This is a genomic window from Streptomyces sp. NBC_00647 (assembly GCF_045207245.1).
Lineage (GTDB): Bacteria > Actinomycetota > Actinomycetes > Streptomycetales > Streptomycetaceae > Streptomyces.
Genome location: NZ_CP109040.1, coordinates 4,029,174 through 4,052,856, shown reverse-complemented (window position 1 = coordinate 4,052,856; position 23,683 = coordinate 4,029,174). Strand labels below are relative to the sequence as shown.

18 protein-coding genes and 1 tRNA gene are annotated in these 23,683 nt (G+C 69.8%); 11 read left to right on the top strand and 8 right to left on the bottom strand.

All coding sequences use genetic code 11. From position 1 onward, the window contains the following. Positions 1–194: 194 nt before the first annotated feature. The 4 genes from OG788_RS17710 to OG788_RS17695 form a co-directional block, all read right to left on the bottom strand. Positions 195–1,601 (bottom strand): Cys-Gln thioester bond-forming surface protein, encoded by a 1,407-nt coding sequence (locus OG788_RS17710; RefSeq protein WP_406371920.1) that lies wholly within the window; start codon positions 1,599–1,601, stop codon positions 195–197. 257 nt (positions 1,602–1,858) lie between these two features. Further along, positions 1,859–2,326, bottom strand: a complete 468-nt coding sequence (locus tag OG788_RS17705) for a single-stranded DNA-binding protein (protein ID WP_351546841.1) — start codon at positions 2,324–2,326, stop codon at positions 1,859–1,861. A gap of 132 nt (positions 2,327–2,458) precedes the next feature. Next, positions 2,459–4,531 (bottom strand): GTPase, encoded by a 2,073-nt coding sequence (locus tag OG788_RS17700; protein WP_406371918.1) that lies wholly within the window; start codon positions 4,529–4,531, stop codon positions 2,459–2,461. Positions 4,532–4,536: 5 nt separating this feature from the next. After that, on the bottom strand, positions 4,537–6,144 hold the full coding sequence (locus OG788_RS17695) for a dynamin family protein (protein WP_406371916.1): 1,608 nt from the start codon (positions 6,142–6,144) through the stop codon (positions 4,537–4,539). A gap of 310 nt (positions 6,145–6,454) precedes the next feature. Here OG788_RS17695 and OG788_RS17690 point away from each other — a divergent pair. The 3 genes from OG788_RS17690 to OG788_RS17680 all read left to right on the top strand — a co-directional run bounded on the left by OG788_RS17690 (position 6,455) and on the right by OG788_RS17680 (position 8,433). Continuing rightward, positions 6,455–6,530 (top strand) — tRNA-Arg (locus OG788_RS17690). A gap of 792 nt (positions 6,531–7,322) precedes the next feature. Then, entirely contained in the window at positions 7,323–7,475 is a 153-nt protein-coding gene (locus OG788_RS17685) for a hypothetical protein (RefSeq protein WP_406371914.1), read from the top strand. A gap of 472 nt (positions 7,476–7,947) precedes the next feature. Then, positions 7,948–8,433, top strand: a complete 486-nt coding sequence (locus OG788_RS17680; RefSeq protein ID WP_406371912.1) for a hypothetical protein — start codon at positions 7,948–7,950, stop codon at positions 8,431–8,433. 205 nt (positions 8,434–8,638) lie between these two features. On the opposite strand, the gene OG788_RS17675 is transcribed toward OG788_RS17680, so the two are convergent. After that, the gene (locus OG788_RS17675; protein ID WP_351546855.1) at positions 8,639–9,043 is read right to left on the bottom strand and encodes a hypothetical protein; all 405 of its coding nucleotides are present in this window, start codon (positions 9,041–9,043) and stop codon (positions 8,639–8,641) included. 257 nt (positions 9,044–9,300) lie between these two features. Continuing rightward, entirely contained in the window at positions 9,301–9,585 is a 285-nt protein-coding gene (locus tag OG788_RS17670) for a DUF1876 domain-containing protein (RefSeq protein WP_266758884.1), read from the bottom strand. Positions 9,586–9,913: 328 nt separating this feature from the next. Here OG788_RS17670 and OG788_RS17665 point away from each other — a divergent pair, with 328 nt between their 5' ends. The 4 genes from OG788_RS17665 (at position 9,914) to OG788_RS17650 (ending at position 17,245) form a co-directional block, all read left to right on the top strand. Further along, positions 9,914–13,648 carry a S8 family peptidase gene (locus tag OG788_RS17665; RefSeq protein WP_406371910.1) on the top strand — a complete coding sequence of 1,245 codons (3,735 nt, stop codon included), beginning with the start codon at positions 9,914–9,916 and terminating at the stop codon, positions 13,646–13,648. 137 nt (positions 13,649–13,785) lie between these two features. Next, positions 13,786–14,790, top strand: coding sequence for a winged helix-turn-helix transcriptional regulator (locus tag OG788_RS17660; protein WP_406371908.1), 1,005 nt, complete (start codon positions 13,786–13,788; stop codon positions 14,788–14,790). A gap of 244 nt (positions 14,791–15,034) precedes the next feature. Continuing rightward, positions 15,035–15,283 carry a hypothetical protein gene (locus tag OG788_RS17655; RefSeq protein WP_406376780.1) on the top strand — a complete coding sequence of 83 codons (249 nt, stop codon included), beginning with the start codon at positions 15,035–15,037 and terminating at the stop codon, positions 15,281–15,283. A 720-nt stretch (positions 15,284–16,003) separates the two neighbouring features. After that, complete coding sequence (locus OG788_RS17650) at positions 16,004–17,245, top strand: calcium-binding protein (protein WP_406371906.1); 1,242 nt, start codon at positions 16,004–16,006, stop codon at positions 17,243–17,245. Between the two features lie 960 nt (positions 17,246–18,205). On the opposite strand, the gene OG788_RS17645 is transcribed toward OG788_RS17650, so the two are convergent. Further along, a complete protein-coding gene (locus tag OG788_RS17645; protein ID WP_406371904.1) occupies positions 18,206–18,703 on the bottom strand; it encodes a hypothetical protein in 498 nt (165 codons plus the stop codon). Positions 18,704–19,306: 603 nt separating this feature from the next. Here OG788_RS17645 and OG788_RS17640 point away from each other — a divergent pair. Next, the gene (locus OG788_RS17640; protein WP_406371903.1) at positions 19,307–19,531 is read left to right on the top strand and encodes a hypothetical protein; all 225 of its coding nucleotides are present in this window, start codon (positions 19,307–19,309) and stop codon (positions 19,529–19,531) included. A gap of 299 nt (positions 19,532–19,830) precedes the next feature. Here OG788_RS17640 and OG788_RS17635 read toward each other — a convergent pair whose 3' ends face one another. After that, positions 19,831–20,481 carry a DUF6928 family protein gene (locus OG788_RS17635; protein WP_406371901.1) on the bottom strand — a complete coding sequence of 217 codons (651 nt, stop codon included), beginning with the start codon at positions 20,479–20,481 and terminating at the stop codon, positions 19,831–19,833. Positions 20,482–20,809: 328 nt separating this feature from the next. Between OG788_RS17635 and ettA the strand changes: the two genes are divergently transcribed. The 3 genes from ettA to OG788_RS17620 are packed head-to-tail and all read left to right on the top strand — an operon-like array spanning position 20,810 to position 23,601. After that, on the top strand, positions 20,810–22,474 hold the full coding sequence (ettA, locus tag OG788_RS17630; RefSeq protein ID WP_351546881.1) for an energy-dependent translational throttle protein EttA: 1,665 nt from the start codon (positions 20,810–20,812) through the stop codon (positions 22,472–22,474). Between the two features lie 6 nt (positions 22,475–22,480). After that, positions 22,481–22,891 (top strand): thioesterase family protein, encoded by a 411-nt coding sequence (locus tag OG788_RS17625; protein ID WP_351546884.1) that lies wholly within the window; start codon positions 22,481–22,483, stop codon positions 22,889–22,891. Then, positions 22,888–23,601 (top strand): hypothetical protein, encoded by a 714-nt coding sequence (locus tag OG788_RS17620; protein ID WP_406371899.1) that lies wholly within the window; start codon positions 22,888–22,890, stop codon positions 23,599–23,601. Before OG788_RS17625 ends, OG788_RS17620 begins: the two co-directional genes overlap by 4 nt. Positions 23,602–23,683: the final 82 nt, after the last annotated feature.

The window sequence follows — 23,683 nt, the reverse complement described above, 5'->3', positions numbered from 1 at the left end:
CGCGGCCGCGGCCCTGCCGGTGTCAACTCCCGTCGGCGGGGCGGCGGCCCTCACGGTCACGCTCCGGTACCTCGCGGATCACCGCAGCAGACGCCGTGCCGTGGCCGGAACCCTGCCGCGTGACCGCGTGACCGCGTGACCGCGTGACCGCGTGACCGCGTGACCGGTCGGCTGGGGCCTGGGGCCCGGGCGGTTCAGTCCTGCGGCGGGGTCTGCTTCCTGCGGAGGAGCACCACCACTGCCCCGCCGATCACGACGAGGGCGATGGCCACGCCCGCGATGACCGGAGTCGCGTCGGAACCGCCGGTCTCGGCGAGGTCGGTGCCCCCGCCGGACCCGCCGACCGACGCCGGGCTCGGCTCGCTGAGCGTCTGGGTCGAGATGTCGCTCGTCCCTCCATGGGTCTTGCAGTCCAGTACACCCTTGAAGCGCTTCTCGACGCCGTTCGGGCCGGCGATCGTGAAGTCGTACGCCTGGTCCTCCTGCAGCGGGATGGTGATCCGCTGGGACACGCCCGCCTCGATGGTGTGCTCGATCCCCATCAGCTCGAACGTGAAGGGCTCGTCGCCCTTGTTGGCGGCCGTGATGTCCACGCCGCCCTTGGCGCAGTTCTTCTGGGCGGAGAGGGCGGGTATCGCGCCCTTCTCCGCCCAGTCGGCGACCGCGGTGGCGGAGACGGTGGACTCGCTGGAGCCCGCGAGGATCTGCGTCTGGCTACGGGTCTCCGAGGTGAAGGCGCGGCCGACCGGCACGGTCGTGGAGGCCTGCACGGTGAGGGACGCGGAACCGTCGGGGCTGTCCTTCGGGACGTCGAAGAAGAACTTGCTGCCATTGGCGGCGGAGGTGACCGCCTTGCCGTCCTTGTCGACGACCTTCACGCCGCTGGCGGCGGCGTCCGCGGGCGGCGTCACCGTCACGCTGCCCGCGTTGGTGTGCACCGTGACCGGGCCGAGCAGCTCGCCCGCGTGGCCGGAGACCGCGGCCGGGTCGAGCGTCAGCGAGGCCGCGGGCTCAGGAAGGCTCCGCGCGTTCTTCTGCAGATAGTCCGCGAGCTTCTCCGCCTGCGGGTCCGCCGCGTCCACGTCGGCGCCGTCCGAGTACCGCCAGATGGCCACCTGGGTGCCGGCCGCCGCGTCCTGCTCGGTGAGGCCGGTGACACCGGCCTTCTCGGCCAGCGCCGCCAGGTCGTTCACCTGCGGGTAGGAGTTCTGCAGGATCCAGCGGATCCTGCCCGCGTCCTTGTTGCCGTTCAGCGATGTGCCGCTCCAGGAGGTCTCCTGGTACTTGGCGTCCCGCTGTGTCGGGTTGTGGAGGTCGACGCAGTAGGTCTGCAGCATGCCGCCGTCGTCGACGGACATCTCGAACAGTCCGGCCGAGACCCAGGAGTCCTCGCCGTTGTCGTGCACGACCGCGGAGCCGTAGGTCTTCAGCTCGCCCAGGGTGGCGGTCGCTCCCCCCGGGCTCTGCGGTGTCCCGTCGGCGACGGCCGTACCGGCGCAGACGATCGTCCCCGCGGCGGCGAGCCCCCACACCAACGTCGCGGCGGCGAGGCGGGCCGCCCCTCGCCCGCGCGTGGACGACACCGAGAACGCAGAAGACACAGAATTCCCCTTCAGGCAGGACTCTTTGCCATGGGGGACGGTCCCGCCAGCAGAATCAGAAGCCCCGAGAGCTGTGTTGGGCATCCTAAAGAAGCGCCGCATCGCACTCCCCGGTCATGTCGTCCGATAACCGATCCGACTCGGAATCGTTATCGCGAGCACGCCCTTGAGCTGCGCCTATCGACAAATCCACGAGAATCGGCGGAGCGTATTTGTCGATAAGCCGCAGTTCGGTCAGATCGTGGCTGTCTCTGACATCACGTCACCCCGGCCGGTTCGGGACGGTGTTGGGGCGCGTCGTCCGGCCGAGCGTCCGGCGCCGATTCCCAACTGGGTTCAGGCCGCTGCGCCGAAGCCGGCTCGCTCTCCCTGGCCGGACGCCGGAAGGCCGACGTACCGCGGGAGAGGTCGTGGCCGATCGCTACCGCGTCGATGTCCGCCGACGTCCAGCTCTGCCCGTCGCGCGTCTCGGTGCGCACCTTCAGCCTGCCCTGCACGATGACGGGATCGCCCACCGACACCGAGGCCCCCACGTTCGTGGCGAGCGCGCGATTGGCCCACACCGTGAAGAAGTTGGTGTGTCCGTCCGTCCATCCGCTCTTCTCGCGGTCCCAGTACCGCGAGGTCACCGCCAGCCGGAACCGCGCCGACGCGCCGTTCGCCAATTCGCGGTACACGGGCCGTGTGGCCACATTGCCCACCGCGCACACCATCGTCTCGTTCATCGTGAATCCCTCCCGTGCGAATGCGTCTGCCGCGGCGAGCGCATGCGCTGCGATCGCCGCGGGATCAGACTGCCTCCGCCGGGCCGGGCCCGCCGAGCGCTGTGCACTACCGGCCGGTTGTGGAAAACCGCGTCACCTGACCGGGGCAACCGCCGTCGCCGTTCCCATGACCCGCCCGTACTGCTCCCGTACCTCGCGGTACCGCAGCAGCTCCGCGGCCACGGGGTCCAGTACCCGGGCTCTTCCGCATCCGGAAGCCGCCTCGCGCAATCGTCGTTCCGCTTCGAGGCCGTAGCGCCTGGCCGGCCCGCGCGCCGCCATCCTGCTGCTCCACTCCACGGCCGGACCGCCGACGATGCCCGCCACCATCAACAGCACCGGAACCCCGAGATTCGGCGACATGACGCCGACGATCTGCCCCACCAGCCAGAGCCCGCCGATGACCTGGAGGATCGTCATCGAGGCCTGTGCGAGCACCGCGACGGGCCACCAGCCGGGCCGCGGCGGCCGTCCGCCCGGTGTCGTCGCGCGCGTCGCCATGTCGTCCAGCGCCTCGGGCAGCCCCTGCGCGCCGCGTACGGCCGCCTCGCGGACCGCCTGGGCCCAGGGCGCGGGAAGCCCGTACGCGGCCCGGTCCGCGACCGTCCGCACCGCCTGCTCGACGCGCTGGCGCGCGGTGGCCTCCTCGTCCGCGGGGGTGCGCACGGGCAGACGACCGGTCGCGGGTTCGAGCCGGTCCTGGTACCAGCGCCACAGCCGCAGCCAGGGCGTGCCGCACGCGCGGTTGGCGTTGCGGCGCCAGGCCCGCTCGGCGGCCTCACCGGTCGCGACGGCGCCCACCGCGTCCGCGAGCCTGTCCGCGAACTCGTCGCGCGCCTCCTCGCTGAGCCCGACCCGCCGCCCCGTCGCGTAGACGGGCCGCAGTCGCGCGGCGGCCGCGTCGAGATCGGCCGAGATCCGCCGTGCGGCGGCACCGCGCTCGGCAACGAACTGGCCGAGACACTCGCGTAGTTCGGGGACTCCTTCCCCGGTGAGCGCGGACAGCGAGAGGACGGTCGCGCCCGGTTCGCCGTACTCGCCGAGCGCGATGCCGTCCTCGTCGAGCAGCCGCCGCAGATCGTCGAGCACCTGGTCGGCGGCTTCGCCGGGAAGCCGGTCCACCTGGTTGAGGACCACGAAGGTGACCTCCGCGTGCCCGGCCAGGGGCCGCAGATAGCGCTCATGGAGGACGGCGTCCGCGTACTTCTCCGGATCCACCACCCAGATGACCGCGTCGACGAGCGCCAGGACGCGGTCCACCTGCTCGCGGTGCTGGACGGCCGCGGAGTCGTGGTCGGGCAGGTCGACCAGGACCAGGCCGCGCAGCTGCGCCTCCGCCTCCGCGCTCTGCAGCGGGCGTCTGCGCAGCCGGCCGGGGATGCCGAGCCGGTCGATGAGGGTGGCCGCGCCGTCGCTCCAGCTGCAGGCGATGGGGGCCGAGGTCGTCGGCCTGCGTACGCCGGTCTCCGAGATGGCCACGCCGGCGAGCGCGTTGAAGAGCTGCGACTTGCCGCTGCCCGTGGCCCCGGCGATCGCGACGACGGTGTGCTCGCCGGAGAGCCTGCGGCGGGCGGCGGCCTCGTCCAGGACCCGGCCGGCCTCCGCAAGCGTCCTGCTGTCGAGCCGGGTACGGGAGAGACCCACCAGCTCGCGGAGCGCGTCCAGGCGCGAGCGCAGCGGGCCGTCGTACGCGAGGGGGGCGGGCAGGGCAGGGACGGCGCTCGCCGTCTCCACCACCGGCGTCTGGTACCTGCCGGGGGCCGTCTCGGTCACGCGGCGTGCGATGAGGCCGTCGTCCCAGACGGGTCCGTCCTCCGCCCGCGCCGGGTCGTCGCCCTCCCCGCGCGCGCGGGGTTTCGCTTCGGAGGCGCCCTCCGGGGCGTCCTTCCCCGACGCGTCGTCGCTCCGCGCGGCCCGGCCGCCGTCGCCGCTCGTGCCGCTCCCGGTGTCTTCGGCGTCGTCCGGGGACCCGGCCCCGGAACTCGCCGCATCCGGGCGACCGTTCTCCGAGGTGTCCTCGGCGCGGTCCTGGCCCTCGGCGCCCGCCGCGGAGGGAACGTTCTCGGGGGCGCCGTCCTCGGAGCGGTCTTCTCCGGGACGGCCGTCCCCGGGGCGCTCGTCTCCGGGACGGTCGGCCTGATCCGTGTGGTCAGTGACGGCAGTCACCGCGGTCACCTCTCCTTCTGCAGTACGGACAGCGCGGCGATGAGTTCGGCCTGGGGTTCTGGGTGGACGTCGAGAGCTTCGAGGGGCGCGAGACGGCGCTCGCGCTCGGCGTGCAGGGCCGTGTCGATGAAGTCCGTGAGCAGCCGGCCGCCCTTGTCGCGCAGCCGCAGCGCGCCGTGGGCCCCGATCCGCTCGGCGAGCCCCTCGCCCGCGCTGCGTGCCCTGCGGCCGCCCAGGAGTGCCGTGGCGACCAGCGCGGCCACCACGGCGGCGTCCGGGGCGACACTCTTGTCGAGGTCGCGCACTTCCTCCTCGGCGTACTCCTCCAGGACGCGCCGCCAGCGTCGTACGGCCAGGCCGATCCGGTGTTCGGCGCTCTCCAGGGCCGGATCACGATCCGTCAGCCCCGGCGCTCCCGAGGCCGGTTCGCGGCGCCAGGCCTCGTCCACGCGTTCGTCGGCGGCCGTGACGGAGCACAGCAGCAGGGCGGACAGGCTCTCCACGAGCGCGTCCAGCAGTTCGTCGGCGGTGCAGTCGAGGGGATAGGCGCGCCAGCGCTTGAGGGCGTCCCCGGAGAGCACGGCCCCGGCCTGCAGACGCCCTTTGGCACGCGTGTGTTCGCTGTCGTACGCCCCGTCGACGGCCGCGGTGAGCCGTGTCGCGGCGGCGTACTGCGCGGCGGTGGCGCCGGCCAGTTCCGGCATCCGCGACTTGAGGGAGTCGAGGACTCCGTGGGCCGTACGGGCCATCGCGCTGTGCCGGGCGCCCGGGTCCTGGGCCTGGTGCGTGAGCCAGGTGCGCAGCGGTGCGACGGCGGTGGCCGGCAGCAGGCCACCGCCCCAGGCGGACTCGGGCAGTTCGGGCACGGTGAAGCGGGGTACCTCGCCGAGTCCGGCCTTGGCGAGCAGCGCGCCGTACTGCCGCGAGACCTCGGAGACCACCTGGTGCGGCACCCGGTCCAGGACCGTCACCAGGGTCGCCTTGTGTTCCTTGGCGGTGCGCAGCAGATGCCACGGCACGGCGTCGGCGTACCGAGCGGCCGTGGTGACCATCACCCAGATGTCGGCCGCGCAGATCAGTTCGGCGGCCAGTACGCGGTTGTCGGCCACCAGGGAGTCGACGTCGGGCGCGTCGAGGAGGGCGAGACCGCGGGGGAGTGTGTCGGCGGTCTCGATGCGCAACACCCGCTCTCCGCGGTCGGTGAGGGCGGGGAGATCGTCGCCGGGCTCCCGATGGGGCACCCACACGCGCGTGAGCTGGGGCAGTACGCGCATGCCGCTGAACCAGTGATGGTCCTCCGGATGGCACACGAGCACCGGCGTACGGGTCGTCGGGCGCAGTACGCCCGCCTCGCTGACCCGGCGCCCCACAAGGGAGTTGACGAGGGTCGACTTGCCCGCACCGGTGGATCCTCCGATGACGGCGAGAAGGGGTGCTTCGGGTTCTCTCAACCGGGGCACCAAATAGTCGTCGAGCTGTGCGAGCAGTTCGTCGCGGTTGGCACGCGCGCGTGGAGCCCCCGCCAGGGGCAGCGGAAAGCGTGCGGCGGCGACACGGTCGCGCAGGGCGGAAAGTGCATCGAGCAGCTGAGGCCGTACGTCCAAGGTCACCACATGTGAAGAATGCCCAATTTTGGAGTCTTTCTGAAGCATATGGGTATGTCTGCGCGCCGACAGGACACACGGGGCGGAAGGGACGACTGGGGCGCAGGCATAACGAGTGCACAACACCCGATGCGCGAGACGCCAAAAGCGGTGCACGATTCGTACCTGCCTGCGATTATCAGGACCGCTTCACTGAACCTCCACATCGAGCCACGGAGGCGAAGCACGAGGGACAGGGATGCGGGAGCCCTATCCTTGTCCCCGGCAAGGTCACGGATCAGCCCACACCCGGGCACCAGGACACAGGCCGACACAACCGGCCCCCGTAGCTCAGTGGATAGAGCAGGCGCCTTCTAAGCGCTTGGCCGCAGGTTCGAGTCCTGCCGGGGGCGCCAGTCTCCGCCCTCCCCTTTGGGAGGGCTTTTTGCTGGTCAGAACATGTTTCACTCGATACGACGAAGCCCCGAACGCCTCCCTGATGATCAAGGGGAGGGTCTGGGGCCGTCCGGCTGTCACCGGGTTTTCGCGGCCGGCCGTGTCGCATCCGTGTCGAAGTTTTCGGCGAGAAGCCTTGGCCCGTGTCGGGCGACTCGGGGAGATCCCCGGCGGCTTCGAGGCGCCTTTTCAAGTCAGGGAGCCGTCCCTCGACGCATCGGGCGTAGGCGCCGTGCGGGGGAGGGCGGCCTTGCGTGCACTGCGCCGCGCCCGGCGGATGACCGGCCCGGCGAGAATCCCGCCCGTCTCCCCCAGGAACAGCGGATCGCCGGGCTCGAACTGTTCGTCCTCGATGTGCCGCCGTCGCAACAGCGCTTCGCCTGAGGGGAGGCTCTGAGCGCAGTACGGATGGCCAGGATCCCGATCATGGACAACGGGGGCGGGAGGTACGCGCAGCAGGACCTGGGCTGTGGCGCAGACGCGCGGTTCGTCTACCGGCTGACGATCGAGGACTATGAAGGGGCGATCCTTGTCCAAGCCCGCCGTGCACCGGGCAAGTTGATCTGCGCCTGGGTCCTTTTGCTGTCCGGCTGGGTTTGCAGTGCCCTGTTTCTCGAACTTCCTGTTTACGGGTGGATCGGCACGTTGGTGGCTGCTGTGGGCGTGATGCACCAGAGCCTCGTTTCGGAGCGACGTGCCAAGGCTCGAAAGGCAGTCGGCGTAGCCGAACGGCACGGACAGTTCAGTTCCGCATGGTCGCCAACGATCACGGCGTCGTGCTCGGCTCTCCCGGGCGAGGCTCTACTGTCGCCGAATGGACACACTTTCGCGCGCACCTGGAGACACCGAGGCTTTTCGTGCTCGTGCTCGTGCTCGTGCTCGTGCTCGTGCTTGGCGCGCGCTAGGACGACGACCTTGATTGTTTTCCCTAAGCGGGGAGCTCGGAGTCCTGGGGACATGGAGCGACTCCGGGCGCTTCGGGACTGGAAACTCCAGCGGCTCTAGGTCCTTGAGCCGGAGATCCGTCGGTGGATTTACCCGTTGCGGAATTCGAATTTCCGCCCCCGGTCAGGCGTTTCCACCGCCGGAGGGTGCACCGGGACCGCCTGGAAAATTCGGCGCATGACGCCAGCGGATGCTCTACCTCTTCGGCGGAGGCCAGTTTTCCGTAGGGGCCGAGGATGGCATCCGCTTCCAGGTCGCGAGCTGAAGGCCGGTCCAGCCTGCAGTGAAGCGCCGCATATCCAGCCGTACGGGGGGACTTCCTGTCTTATGTCCCCGGGCTTTCCTTCAGGCTCGAGTGGTGAATAGAGTAATCTGGCGGCACCCTGCATCATGCAGTGAAGCCGCCAGTACGTTCCGGGAAGTCGATTGTCAATGAAATCATCCTTCAGGGGCGCGATGCTGTCTGTCGCAACGATTCTCGCCACCTTTTCGGTTGCGTCGTGTGCATCTACTGCAGAGCAGCAGCATCACTGTCGGAGCAGTATTTCCGCCCGTGATGCCAAGCGTTTTGCGCTGCCGCCTCTCCCCGACGGCGCGACAGTTCGACTCTGTACGAGTTCGGACAAGGATGGAATACGCGGGAACCTGGAATTCGATGCCGACCCGGGTGCCACCAGACTGTACCTGGAATCCATGGGAATGGATTGGGGCCGCTTCTTTGAGGCTTCAGCCGGTAAAGTGAAAAACCTTTCGACGCCGCGCAACGGGAGTTGGAATCTGAAGGAGGGAGAAAGGTACCGCTGGAATTTCGCCTCCGGCGCACGGGGGGAAGGGTGCCTTATGGACTACACGGCTTTCGTCCGTGCGGAAAAGCAGTGGGACGGGAAGGCTTATATCGGCTTCTACTGCATGCAATGACTCAGATGTTGCATCGCATGTGATCGCTGCGGCAGCGCAAGCTCCAACGTGCTCGAGCGGCGCGAATCTCCGACCGGGCGGCGACGTCGTGGTGCACGCTGCCGCCCTCGGCGTCGTCCTCGGCCCCCTCCGGTATCGGGTTCGGCGCGATCACTCCGGAGTCGTTGCTGTCCGGCGGTGAAGGACGGCGGACCGTGCCCGGACGTCAATGTCCCAGGGGTCGCCCGCCCTGTCGTACGGCTGAGGCGATCGCGGAGACGACGCCGGTCACGGCGAGGCTTCCCATCATGACCAACACCACGCCGACCATGAAGAGGCCGCTGGAGTCGTCCGACCAGTCGTAGTAGGCAGCAACGGTGAGGCCGGCCGTGGTCCCGAGCACAGCGGCCGCGACATACCGCCGGGATGCCGCCCAGTACACCGGTGCCAGCAGAACCAGCGCCAGCCCGATCACCTGCCACGCCTCGTACGGACCGGTCGTCGAGCCGTCGGGCTGCACGTCACGATGCTGGTCCCAGCCCAGCCAGGCAGCCCACACCGCCAGCGACACCCCGGCCAGCAGGAGGATCGACACCAGTTGGGGAACAGGTTTCCGTGGTCCTTGATTCATGACCCAAGCGTCTCCGCTCACACCGTCACCGACCAGAGCGCAAGTACTCAGCTCCGCCCGAGTACATCAGCCATGGACAGACCGAGTACGCCGAGGCCGGATCCAGGTCGGCCGTCCGGCAGTTGAGGGAGCCGAGCGGCCTCGCTGCGGCCAGAACCGCCTTGTCGAATGAGGAGTTCTCTTGCCGCCCGGGGCAAATCTGCCCCGGGCGAACCCCCTTCGGGTGGGCGGCCGGACGGCGCGCGATGGCGCCCCGGTCACCTCAGTGTGTGGGACGTCCTGCCCGATGCCGCGTCGATCTCGTCGTGGGCCTTGGTCAGCAGTTGCATGGCGAGTTCGTTCAGCGCCCTCGCGCCCGCGACCTCCTCGCCGACCCTGGGCTGGTTCGAGTCGGAGGGGTGGCGGCTGGCGTATCCGTGGGCGCGCACCTCGCTTCCGTCGGGGAGCCGCAGAAGGGCGGCCGCACGGGTGCGGTGCTCGTCCTCCTGGAATTCCATCTCGACGTGCCATCCGACCGTGGTCCGTGTCTGCGTCTGTGTCATCGCGATCACCTCCGAAGCCGCCGCCCCCGGTGAAAACCCCTAAGAAGAAGTGTGCTCCTCCAGCCGCCCCGGCACGAGGTGAGAGCGCGGAGGGTCACGCGACGTGGTGCGCCTGTGTCTGTGCTGCGACCGCGGCCGCAGCACCTCGGAGCGTGAAGCCGGGTCGCCGTGCCCGAGGTACGGCTCAGTGCCTGGACCGAATGCCCGTGTCCGAAAAGTGCACGTCGCCTGGACGTGCGCGGTTTGCGGTCGGCAAGTCCTTGCCATGGCGAGGACTTGCCGTCGTCCGGCCTTCACGTCGGCGTGAACCGGCCGATAGACCCTTGGCATGTCCTCCCCCTCTCAGTCCTCCGCCTTCCGGCGCAGACGCCGGCGGCTCGTGTCCGCCGCCACCGCGTTGCCGCTGCTGGCGTCGGGGCTCGCACTTCTGCAAGCGCCCGCACAAGCCGCTCCGGCCAAGCCCGCGGTTCCCGCCAGGCCCTCGGCGACTCACAAGGTCACCCTGGTCACCGGCGACGTCGTCACCGTCACCACGATGGCCGACGGCAAGCAGGCCGCCGACGTCCACCGTCCGGACAGCGCCGTCGGGGGCGTGAAGATCCAGGAGATCAAGGGCGACCTGTTCGTCGTCCCGGACGAGGCGGCTCCGCTGCTGGGCGCCGGGAAGCTGGACCGGCGGCTGTTCAACGTCACCGACCTGATCGAGATGGGCTACGACGACGCGAAGTCGGCGGCGGTGCCGCTGATCGCGGCGTACACCCAGCCGAAGACCCGCGCCGCCGTCGAGCCGACGGCCCCCCGCGGCAGCAAAGTGATCCGCAAGCTCAAAGGCATCCACGGTGCCGCGCTGAGCACCGAGAAGCGGCGGGCCCGCACCTTCTGGACCACCGTCGCACCGCAGGGCAGCGCGAAGCTGGGCGCGGGTGTGTCGAAGCTGTGGCTCGACGGACGCGTGAAGGCCAGCCTGAAGGAGAGCGTGCCGCTGATCGGCGCGCCCGAGGCCTGGAAGGACGGCTACACCGGCAAGGGCGTCAAGGTCGCGGTGCTCGACACCGGCATCGACGTCAACCACCCCGACTTCGCCGGCGTGATCGACGGCACCACCAGCTTCGTGCCGGGTGAGGGCGTCACCGACGTCAACGGGCACGGCACGCATGTGGCCAGCACGATCGTCGGCTCCGGCGCAGCCTCCGGAGGCGACAACAAGGGCGTCGCCCCCGGCGCCGACCTGTTCGTCGGCAAGGTGCTCGGCGGCGCGGAGGGCTCCGGCCAGGACTCCTGGGTCATGGCCGGCATGCAGTGGGCGGCCGAGTCCGGCGCGGACGTCGTCAACATGAGCCTCGGCGACACCTACCCGACGGACGGCAGCGACCCGATGTCGCAGACGGTCGACGCGCTGTCCGAGCAGTACGGCACGCTGTTCGTCATAGCCGCCGGCAACGCGGGCCCGGAGAGCATCTCCGCCCCGGGCGCTGCCGCCTCGGCGCTGACCGTGGCCGCCACGGACAAGCAGGACCGGCTCGCGTCCTTCTCCAGCACCGGCCCGCTGGCCTCTTCCGGCGGTATGAAGCCGGACATCGCCGCGCCCGGCGTGGACATCACCGCGGCCCGCTCGCAGGACATGACCGACGGTGGTGAGGGCCTCTACCGCACCCTCAGCGGCACCTCCATGGCCACCCCGCACGTGGTCGGTGCGGCGGCGATCCTGGCCCAGCGGCACCCGGACTGGACCGGCGCGCAGCTCAAGGAACACCTGATGAGCACCGCGAAGGGCCTGGACGGCGGGTACTCGCCGTACGAGGTCGGCACCGGCCGTGTCGACGTGGCCGCCGCCGTGCGCACCACGGTCCGCGGCACCGGATCCCTCTTCTTCGGCAACTACACATGGCCGCACGAGCCGAGCGACGCCGCCGTCACGAAGGACCTGACCTTCACCAACAACGGTTCCGCCGACGTCACGCTGAACCTGGCGCTGACCGACGACGGCGGCCCGTTCGCGCTGGGCGACACCAAGGTGACCGTCCCGGCGGGCGGCACCGCCGCCGTCCCGGTGACCGGTGACCCGCGAGCCGCCTCGGCCGGCCGGCACGTCGGCTACGTGACAGGCACCGACGAGGCCACCGGGAAGCCGGTGACCCGCACGTCCGTGGCGCTGCTCAAGGAGGAGGAGCGCTACGACCTGAACATCAAGCTGGTCGGCCGGGACGGCAAGCCCGCCGCCGGCTGGGTGGGCATCAACCTGGCCGGCGACGTCTGGCCGTGGAGCGTCTACGTCGACGGCTCGACCACCATGCGCATGGCACCTGGCACGTACACCGTCGCGGGGTACATCGACGTGGCCGGTGAGAAGGCGGACCGCTCGGGTCTGGCCGTGCTGGTCGACCCGGAGACGGTGCTCAAGGACAGCTCCGCCGACGTGGTGCTGGACGCCCGCAAGGCACACCTGCTCCGGACCGAGGCGCCGCAGCGCACCGAGGACCGCCAGCGCAAGGTCGACTTCAACGTCCACTACAAGGGCCTCGACCCGTACCTGGACTACCGCAGCGCGTACGTGCTGCCGCCGATGTACGACGACGTCTACGTCGCGCCGACGGAGCCGATGAAGCAGGGCGAGTTCATGCTGACCACCCGCTGGCGCAAGGGCGAGCCGTCGCTCGGCCTGAGCGCGTCGGGCGGACGGCTCCCCTTCGAGACGCTGGTGCAGGCAGGCAGCACCCTGGGCACCCGCACGGACAAGCTGGACGCCGTCTACGCGGGCAACGGCGCGGCGGCCGCTTACGAGAAGGTCAAGGCGAAGGGCAAGCTCGTCGTCGTCGAGCGCAGCGACGAGGTCTCGCCGCAGGAGCGCGCCGAGGCCGCGGCCGCGGCCGGCGCCAAGGCGCTGATCGTGGTCAACGACGGTGTGGGCGCCCTGACGGAGTACGTCGGCGAAACGGCCATCCCGGTCGCCACCGTGCACCGCGACGCGGGCAGGACCCTCATCGCGATGGCCAGGACCGGCAAGGTGAAGCTGACCGCGAAGCAGACCGAGTACACGCCGTTCGTCTACGACCTGACCCGGGACTACCCCGGCCGGGTGCCGGACCGGCCCCTGGTCTACGAGCCGGCCAAGCGTGACCTCGCCCGGATCGACGCCCGCTACTACTCGGCCACCGGCGGCACGTCGGCGGAAGGCTACCGGTCCGACTTCACCCTCAGCCCGTCGTTCAACCTCCCCGAGGCCGAGTGGCACCCGGGCACCCGCACCGAATGGGTGACCCCGGGCCAGAACTGGAGGGAGTTCCACGCTCAGGGCGTCGACGGAGACCTGCCGTGGGTGATGGTGTCGGGCGACAACACGTATGCCAAGGGCAGCGCCACCCGTCTGGACTGGTTCGCTCCGGCGACCCGGCCCGCCCAGAGCGAGTCCTTCGGCGTGTACAACTCCCGTTGGGAGAACTACATGACCTGGAACGTGCAGGCGTGGGCCTCCGCCAGCGACACCATGCGGCTGGGCGGCTACCTGCCGTGGGGTGAGACGCCGTCCCACCTGAAGATCTTCCAGGGCGACACACTCATCCACGACAACCCGGTCAGCGGGGACATGCAGTGGCAGGAGGTGCCGGCGGGCGACCTGCCCTACCGCGCAGTCCTCGACGCGGAGCGGCCCGGCGACGTCTTCCGGCTGTCGACGCGCACCCACTCCGAGTGGACGTTCAGGTCCGGCACGGTCGACTCGGACGACTTCGAGCCGTTCTCGGTGCTGAACCTGGACTACAAGCTGGAGTCGGACCTGCACGGTGACGTGAAGGCCCGTGCGACCCAGCGGATCGCGCTCAAGCCGGTGTCGATGGACCTCGGCACCGTGCCGGGCAAGGTCACCACGGTGAAGCTGGACGTCTCGTACGACGACGGTGCCACCTGGCAGAAGGTGACCCTGGCCAAGGGCGCCGACGGCTACTGGAAGGGTTCGTTCAGGACGGCGAACAAGCCCGGCGGCTTCATCTCGGTCCGCGCGAGCGCCGGGACGGACCGCGGCTACAGCGTCAAGAACGAGATCATCCGGGCGTACGGCCTGCGATGAACCGCACTGTCGGGCCCCGGGGAGGCGACTCCCCGGGGCCCTTCCCGTCACACCTGCTCCCAGCAGGCACTATTCAGGGTCTGCCGCCGTGGCGCATACTCTCCCCGCTGCGGCAAGTGGAAGAAAGTCGGTCGCCGATGCTGGACGTTCTGGGCCTCGAACCCGATGACGAGCGCGTCTACCGGACGCTGGTCGGACGGCCGAACTCCACCGCGGTGCTCCTGTCGGATCTGCTCGCCGCACCGCTGGCCCACGTCGACAAGGCCTTGTCCCGCCTGGTCGAGTGGGGACTGGTGATCGGGTCGGCGGACGAGCAGTTCACCGCCGCGCCGCCGGCCATGGCGTTCGGCGCTCTCCTCACGCAGCGCCGAGAGGGGCTGCGGAGGGCCGAGCAGACACTGGTGACCCTCGCCGAGGAGTACCGGGCGGCGATGACCGGGAACAGCATCAACGATCTGATCGAAGTCATCACGGGCCGCGACGCCATCCGTCACCGCTTCCTCCAGGTGCAGCAGGCAGCCCGTACGCAGGTCCGCAGCTTCATCACCGCGCCGTTCCTCGCCGTCCCGCCCGACGAGAACACGGCCGAACCCATGGCCATAGGCCGCGGCGTGCACTTCCGGGCCGTACTGGACCGGGCCGTGCTGGCCGAGCCGGGCATCATCGCCGATGCGATCGCCTCACTGCGCAACGGCGTGCAACTGCGTGTCGCCGACCAACTGCCGATGAAACTCGTGCTGGCCGACGCCGACCTCGGCCTGGTCCCGCTCGCCGTCACACCGGCCGGAGAGCCCGGCGCCGTGCTGCTGCACCGCAGCGGCCTGCTGGACGCGTTGGACGCGCTGTTCGAGACGGTATGGCGCACCGCCCACCCGCTCGAGCTGTCGGGCACCGGCACAGAAGCCGAAACCACCGTGGAGCGTGGTGCGGAAGGCCCGAGCGACCTCGACCGAAGGATCCTCGCGCTCCTGCTGGCCGGCCTGACCGACCAGACGACCGCCGCACAGCTGGGCCTGTCACCGCGCACCCTGCACCGACGCCTGCGCCACCTCATGGACATGGCCGGAGTCCGTACCCGGATGCAGCTCGGCGGTCACGCCGTCCGGCACGGCTGGGCGGCGCCACCGGTGCCGAGCCGGTAGGCATCCTCTCCTGGTGCGCACGGTGATCCGGACGAACCCGCCTGGCAGGCTCAGGCCGTGCCGTGCCGTGCCGGGCCGGGGAGCGTGAGCGCGTCGGCGCCGGGCCGTCCCCGGTGCCGTGCGAGCCGCTCGGCACCGGCCGGCGGCGACCGGCGGCGACGGCCAGTGACAGGCCGGCCGCCAGCGCGGTCGGGGAAGCTCCAGGTCACAGCTCCCCAACCGGCTCCGCGCGGCAGCAACTGACCTGAGCGACATCACGGTCGACTCCCACACCGGCGGCCTGCTGGTCGACTACTGCCGCCGAGCCGGAATCGACGTAGTGATCCGCGGAGTCCGCAACGTTCACGACCTGGACTACGAAATGCCGATGGCCCGCATGAACCACGAACTGGCCGGAGTCGAAACGTTCTTCATCGCCGCAGACCCCGCCCTGGCCCCCATCTCCTCCACCCTCGTCACTGGGATGAGTCGACAGCCCCGTGTCCCCGAATGATGACTTGGGAATTTCTCCCCCGAACGGGCTCTGCGAACGCGCCCTCAACCGCTCCCGCAAGAGGCCATCGCGCACCCACACCGGCGACGTGGCGGACATCGCCAGCCGGGCATCGAGCGAGGCTTCCCACTCCGCGGTGAGGTTGACGAGCAAGTCCTGCCGCATCTCGCGGGTGATGTGCGTGTACCGCGCCTGTACTGAGCCGTCCATGTGGCCGAGGCGCTCATCCGTGAGCTTCGTCGGCGCGCGGAATCCCTCCATGCGCGTCTTGTGGGGTTCAAGCACGTCCTGACGGAGGCGTCTGCGCATCGGCGATCCGGTTGGCTCGCGCGGCGGCCGTCGGACGCAATCTCACTCCCGGATCGGCTCTTGGCCGTTGGCGGGCCTGACATCAACGGCCGCACACACTGACGCACAAACGCGGACCGACGAATGAGGACAGTCCTTGCTCACCGGCTCCGGACCGCGGGGATGCTGGTGTCCGCCTACGGCGCGCACCCGCCAACGGATCACAGGACCGAGTTCGAGGTCGGGCAGCGGCTGGTCGGTGGATCGCGGGCGGTATGACGGTGTGTCTGTACGGTCGCGCAGGGCGGGTGTGGGTTGATCGTCGGGCGGTCCCGGCAGGGGCCTGAACATCAACCGACGTCCGTGGCACGTGCTGAGTGCCGCGCTCTTTGTCGAGGAGTCCCCATCGTGAGACCGACCCTGCAACATGCCATGCTCCATCGACGTGGCGCGGGAGCCGAGGGCGAGCGGCGGCGCCCGGCCAGGCGTGCTGCCGTCCTGCTCGCCACGGTGGCGCTGCCGGCGGCCCTGGTGGTGCCCACGGCCACGCCCGCTGCTGCGGCGCCCGTGACCGTCACCTTCAACGCGGGCGCCGACCAGCCCTTCACCGTCCCGGCCGGAGTCACCCAACTGACCGTCACCGCCACAGGCGCCGCGGGCCAGAACGGGGGCAACGGCGGCACAGGCGGCAACGGCGCCACTGTCACCGGCACCGTTCCCGCCACCCCGGGCAACACCCTGTTCGTGAACGTCGACACCGGCGGCGGCACAGTCACCGGGAGCGCCGCGGGCGGTGTCGGCGGCGGTTCCAGCGACGTCCGCACCTGCAGCTCGGCCAACGTCAGCTGTGTCCTGACCGGCGTCCCCGGTACCGACCCCCGCCTCATCGTCGCGGGCGGCGGCGGAGGCGGCGGCCACGGCGGTTTCACCATTTCCGGGCCTGAGTCCACCGGCGGAGACGCCGGAGACACCGGCCAGCCCGGCGGCGACAGACCGCAAGGCGGCGTCGGCGGTGGCGGAGGTACTCAGACCACCGGCGGCACCGGCGGAGCCACATGCCCGCCGAACCCATCCACCGCCGGCACCAACGGTGCGGCCGGCGCCGCCGGAACCGGCGGGAGCGGCTTCGGGGGAGGCGGCGGAGGCGGCGGCTGGTTCGGGGGCGGCGGAGGCGGAGGCTGCAACGCCATCGCCTCCAATGGCACGCTGGGTTCCGGTGGTGGCGGCGGTGGGTCGAACCTCGTTCCGTCGGGAGCTACCTCCGGACCTGCGGCGGGAGCGGCCCAGGTGACCATCACCTACGAGCCGGTGCCCCCCACCTGCGCGACCGCCACGGCCACCATCACCGGTACCAACGGCAGCAACTTCCTGGTCGGCACTCCCGGCAATGACGTGATCTTCGCTCTCGGCGGCAACGACGTGGTCGACGGCCGCGGTGGCAACGACATCATCTGCGGCGGCGACGGCAACGACGCGCTGTCCGGCGGTGACGGCAACGACCGCATCGAAGGCGGCAACGGCGCCGACAAACTGAACGGCAACAACGGCAACGACGCCCTCTTCGGCGGTCCCGGCGACGACGCGCTCTTCGGCGGCCCCGGCACCAACACCAACGACGGCGGCCCCGGCCGCAACGCCTGCGTCAGCCCCTCCACCGGCCCCGGCTGCTTCTGACCCACCCCACACACCTCCGACCTGATCGACGAACATCAGAAACGGGCCCCGGCACATCCCTCCGTCGCAGCGGCGACCGACGCACGAGGCCCGTTTCAAGCTTTGTCCAACCGAGGCGAGTAAGCCTGCTCGCACGCGGAGCCGAGTCCAGAGGCAGGCGTACAGCAGTGAAGTACCGCAACCAGCAGCAGCCCCGGCCGGGGCGGAGAGAGCCCGGCCAGCTCAGGCAGATCTACCGAAGTTCGCCCTGGGGGCCAAACGGGGGCCAAACGGTGAAGGGCGGACAGGGACCATCCCGGACGCTGGTGGACTGCCGCAGAGTGAACACGCGGAGCACAGCGCGCCGAACCATGGTCACGTAGGGGCCGCATCGCGTTCGGGACGAAGCGGTCGTACTGCAATGCGGCGCGGATCCACGGTCGCGTTCCGTCAGGGTGCGCCGCATGACCAGCGACGTCCCGGCCTGTCCTGGGTGCAGCCAGCCCTCGAAGTCTGGTGGCCTCGTGCTCTCCAAGCGCGAGGACGAAGGCCGGCGGACCTGTCGATCGCTGTGGGGGTGTGCCAGTAGGCCCTTCTGGTGGAGTTGGGCGGATCGGCCGAACGAGCCCTTGGAGATCTGCCCTGTGCCGGAACTGTTCCGCTGACATCCAACGCTGGCATCAACGAGCACGGACAGCTGCGGCCTTGGGCGGCTGCAGATGACTCCCGTGCGCGCAGCTCGGCCCAGCCAAGGCTGGGGTAGGGCGAACTTGCAAGGCGGATGCCGGCGGTTCGAAACCGTCGGCGCCCACCAGTCTCAGGACACGAACAAGGCCCAGGTCAGCCGGTGTGAAACCGGCGATCTGGGCGTCTGTCGTTTCCGGTCGTTTGGGGCCGTCGTGCCACTTACGCGAGGAGTTGCACGCAGCGGCATAAGGAGAACCCTCAACACTGCCGCCCTGGAAGCGCAGGGCCCCTCAGTCAGGTGCCGCGGCGCTGTTCCTGGACGGCCCTCATAAGGTCCTCGATGGCGGACTGGGTGTCGCGGTCACGCCCCTCGTCAATCGCTCCGAGAGCGGCGGCCGCGGCCTCACGAATCTGATGGGGAAGCCCGTCGGCGGCCGTGAGTTGGTAGGCGGCCTTGCGGCGCGCCATGCGCTCGGCGGCGTCTACTGCGTCGGGGCCGGACAGCGGAAAGACGGAGGCCCTGTATGCGGATATCCCCAGCACCATCATGTCCGCGATGCCGTCGGCGTACCCGAGCGCGGCGGCCTGCCCCTGGCCTTCCCGAATGGTTGCGACGATGCGACGGCGGGACAGGGCCGTGCCCACGGCGGCGCCGCCTCCCACGGAAAGGCCGCAGGTGACGGCGAGGAACGGTCCGCCCCAGGCGAAGCCGGTGAATCCTCCGAGGACCGCGAGCGCGACCGTCCATGCGGCGGCTGTCCGGGAGCTTATTTGCTCGGGCGTGGTGTCCATGGTGGCAGTGTGCCAGCCGGGACGGACAGCACCGGTACGGGATGGCCCGCCGGTCTCGGATCTTGAGCAGTTACGCCCGGAGGGCAAGCCGCACGGGCCGTTGTCGTTCCCGCCCGTGCCACGGCCGTGCCACATCGGGCGGTCAGCCACGGTCAACGACGGTTCATCGCAGTCGACATGACTTGCTGAGCTGGGACTCATCAAACCTGACTTGACCTGCACACCCTCGACGACCCTGACCACCAGGCTTACGAGGCCACGGTCGAGGAGCCTCCGGTGCAGTCATGCTCGGGCCGGTGACCGTCGACGCTCAGTGGGAGCCCTTCAGATGATTCGGGCGTTTTGGCCTCAAGGCCAGGGCGTTGTTTCCAGGCTGAATTCTTTCGGAGCCGCGTAAGTCGGGGGATCAAGTGGGTGCTGAGATCGTGCAGTTGGTCGGGCAGGCGGCTCCGGCCGTGACGGCGGCGGTGGGGGCATACGGGGCGGCGGTGCACCCGTGCGCAGGATGCTGCGGCCGACGCCACGGTCGGTCTCGGGCAACGGATCCTTCAACTGGTCTGGCGGCGTAGGGACGAGGCGGGCCAGGCAGAGCTGGAACGGGTGGTGAGCGAAGCCACCGACGAGCAGGACGACGCGTATTCCACAGCTGTGCTTAGCCGCCTCCTCAGGCAGGCATTGCAAAACGACCCCGAGCTGCGGGAGGAGCTGGCGTCCGTGCTGTCCGCCGCGAGCACGGTCACCATTACGGCTTCTGGTGAACGGTCGATCGCAGCGCAGCACATCGGCACCGCGATCACCGATGACGGTCACACCCCGCCACGGGTGTGACCATGGACGAGGCCGCGCCCGGGCTGGGGATCGAGGCGTCCGGAGACCGGTCGATCGCAGCCCGGCAGATGAGAGACGCCTACACAGGCGACATGATTCTGTCGGCCGAGGCGTTGCATACGCCAGAGCGGGTCACTGCGGACCTGGGCTACTTGCCCTGGCGATCAAGCAGGCCGGCGCTTACCTCGCCCAGAACCGCGGCATCAGTCTCGACGACTACCGTCGGCGTCTGGACACCAAACTCGGCAAAGACGCCCACGGCACCGACACCGAACCCACCGTTGCCCGCATCTGGAACGTCACCTTCCACGCTCTGGAGAAGGCCCATCCGCACCGCCAGGCCAGAACAGCACCACCGAGACCCAATGGGACACCCTCACCCCGCATCTCGTCGCCCAGAGTGCCCGCAACGCGTCTTCGCCCAGATCCATGGGGTGAAAGGGCAGGGCGTAGGGCTCTTCCGTCTTGCCAGGCCACGGGACGATGTCGGCCGGGCGGTCTCCGGCCCAGTGAGGCAGCTCAGAGGGGAGTGGCTCGCCGATGTTCTCGATGATGCCGCTGTCCGGGGACAGGCTCAGGGAGCGGACGAGGAGCCCGTCCTCCCATACGGCGAACGCCAGCCAGTCCGCGACGCTGTGCATGGCGTGCAGGACGAGCCGTCGGCCGGCGCTCGCTGCGACGAGGTGCTCCGGGAGCTGAGAGGGGGCGTCGATCATCACCCTCTGATCACCGATGACCTCCACGCCCGGCCAGCTGGCTGCGTACGCCGTTCCCTTCGAGGGGTAGACGCCGTCCCAGAGATTCGAGCCCTCGCACTCCTCGATCTCCCAGCCCGGGTAGAGCCGGCGCATCATGCTGGTCGTCCGATCAGGGTCTGCCGCGCCCACATGCCGCAGCAGCTCCGGCACGTCGCCGTCGGCGTAGACCAGAAGTCCTGTCTTGGCCCCCAAAGCCCCTCCCCAGGGTGTTGCCCTTGCCGGCGGATGCACCGAAGCCGCCCCCTCTGACAACGGAGTCGACTCAGTCCGCGGGTCCGGCTGAGCCGTCTCTGGGCCGTCTCTGGGCCGTCTCTGGGCCGTCTCTGGGTCGTCTCTGGGCCGTCCGAGGCTGGCCGAGGCCGATCGAGGGCGACCGACAGTGACAGACGAGCCACGGACGTCGGCGACAGAACCCCAGGTCGGAGCCCCCTGACCGAACGCGTTTCCCCCGAGGGCTAGCCGTCAGGCAAGATGGGGTGTATCTGCCCACTGCCGATTTCAAGCGTCCGGACGGTTTCTCTTGGCTGAGTTCATTTACACCATGCGCAAGACGCGCAAGGCGCACGGCGACAAGGTGATTCTCGACGACGTCACCTTGAGCTTCCTCCCGGGTGCGAAGATCGGTGTGGTCGGTCCGAACGGTGCCGGTAAGTCCACCGTTCTCAAGATCATGGCGGGCCTCGAGCAGCCCTCCAACGGTGACGCGTTCCTGTCTCCCGGCTACAGCGTCGGCATGCTGCTCCAGGAGCCCCCGCTCGACGAGTCCAAGACGGTTCTGCAGAACGTCCAGGACGGCGCCGCCGAGATCATGGGCAAGCTGAACCGGTTCAACGAGGTCGCCGAGCTGATGGCGACCGACTACTCGGACGCGCTCATGGAGGAGATGGGCAAGCTCCAGGACGACCTGGACCACGCCAACGCGTGGGACCTGGACACCCAGCTGGAGCAGGCCATGGACGCCCTGGGCTGCCCGCCCGGCGACTGGCCCGTGACCAACCTCTCCGGTGGTGAGCGCCGCCGCGTCGCCCTGTGCAAGCTGCTGCTCGAAGCCCCCGACCTGCTGCTCCTCGACGAGCCCACCAACCACCTGGACGCCGAGTCCGTGCAGTGGCTGGAGCAGCACCTCGCGAAGTACCCCGGCACCGTCGTAGCCGTCACCCACGACCGGTACTTCCTCGACAACGTCGCCCAGTGGATCCTGGAGCTCGACCGCGGCCGCGCCATTCCGTACGAGGGCAACTACTCCACGTACCTCGACAACAAGGCCTCCCGCCTCAAGGTCGAGGGCCAGAAGGACGCCAAGCGCGCCAAGCGGCTCAAGGAAGAGCTGGAGTGGGTGCGGTCCAACGCCAAGGGGCGTCAGGCCAAGTCCAAGGCGCGTCTGTCCCGCTACGAGGAGATGGCGGCCGAGGCCGACAAGATGCGGAAGCTGGACTTCGAGGAGATCCAGATCCCGCCGGGCCCGCGCCTGGGCTCCATCGTCGTCGAGGTCAACAACCTCTCCAAGGCGTTCGGCGACAAGGTCCTCATCGACGACCTCAGCTTCACGCTGCCGCGCAACGGCATCGTCGGCGTCATCGGCCCGAACGGCGCCGGCAAGACCACGCTCTTCAAGATGATCCAGGGCCTCGAGACCCCGGACTCCGGCACGATCAAGGTCGGCGAGACCGTCAAGATCTCGTACGTCGACCAGAGCCGCGAGAACATCGACCCGAAGAAGTCGCTGTGGGCCGTCGTCTCCGACGAGCTGGACTACATCAACGTCGGCCAGGTCGAGATGCCCTCCCGCGCCTATGTGTCCGCCTTCGGATTCAAGGGCCCCGACCAGCAGAAGCCGGCCGGTGTCCTCTCCGGTGGTGAGCGCAACCGCCTCAACCTGGCGCTGACCCTCAAGCAGGGCGGCAACCTGCTGCTCCTCGACGAGCCGACGAACGACCTCGACGTCGAGACGCTGTCCTCGCTCGAGAACGCGTTGCTGGAGTTCCCGGGTGCGGCTGTGGTCGTCTCCCACGACCGGTGGTTCCTGGACCGGGTCGCGACCCACATCCTCGCGTACGAGGGTGACTCCAAGTGGTTCTGGTTCGAGGGCAACTTCGACTCGTACGAGAAGAACAAGGTCGAGCGGCTCGGTGCCGACGCCGCGCGCCCGCACCGGGCCACCTACAAGAAGCTGACCCGGGGCTGATCGGTCTTGCGCCACATCTACCGATGCCCGCTGCGCTGGGCGGACATGGACGCGTACGGCCACGTCAACAACGTGGTCTTCCTCCGCTATCTGGAGGAAGCCCGTATCGACTTCCTGTTCCGCCCGGAGAAGGACTTCAAGCAGGGGTCCGTGGTGGCGCGTCATGAGATCGACTACAAGCGGCAGTTGGTCCACCGGCACGCGCCGGTGGACATCGAGCTCTGGGTGACGCAGATCCGGGCGGCGTCCTTCACGATCACCTACGAGGTGAAGGACCCGGACCAGGTCTACGTCACGGCCTCGACGGTGATCGTGCCGTTCGACTTCGAGTCGCAGCGCCCGCGCCGGATCACCGCCGAGGAGCGCGATTTCCTGGAGTCGTACCGCGACGACGAGGACGAGGCCGTCGCGGCATGAGGGTCCTGCACCTCGGCGACGCGGGGGAGGCGGCGGATCTCGCCGCCTTCCTCTCCCGGCTCGTCCACTACGACCGCGCGGCCGCCGTGCGCCTCCAGGCGCGCGGCACCACGCTCGCGGTCTTCGGCCGCCCGCCGTCGTTCGAGGTCCTCGCGATCCGCACGGCGCGGCTGGCCAAGCCGTACGAGAGCGGGCTGGAGGTCACCCTCGACGTGACCGTGTCGGCCGGTGAACTCCTGGAGTCCGTCGACGAGTCGGCGGCCACCGCCGCCGTGCCGGGCGCCGTCACCGGGCCACCGTGGGCCGGCGTGCTGCCGCCCCGCGGCGGCTGGCGGCAGGAACCGGGGCTGCCCGCTCCGGACGCCGTACGGGCGATGGTCGCCGCCGCCGTGACCGAATTCCGTTCCCGCACCGAAGAGTTGGCGCCCGAGCGGCGCACCCGTGCCGAACTCGACCGTGTCGGGCGGGAGATATGGTCCCGGCCGATCGGTGACACCGGACTTCCCGTGCGGGCCGCGCACGCCGCCCAGTCGCTGGGATTCTTGCGGCCCGTCCCGCCCGCGGCTCCGTCCGCCGCACAGCGAGTCCCCTCCGGTGAGAGCCCGTTGGCGCTCTACTCGTCAGGGGCCTGGCTGCGCCTGCGCACGCCGTTCGGGTCGGTCGCCGTCCGCAGGGCGGGACTCGGGGCCCTGGACATCAGCGTCCGCTGACCGCGCCGTTGCGCACGCGGTCGTAGTGTGGGCCTTCTCGTTCGCGTGATCTTCCCCTGGTGGCGTGGTCTTCGGTGGCGTG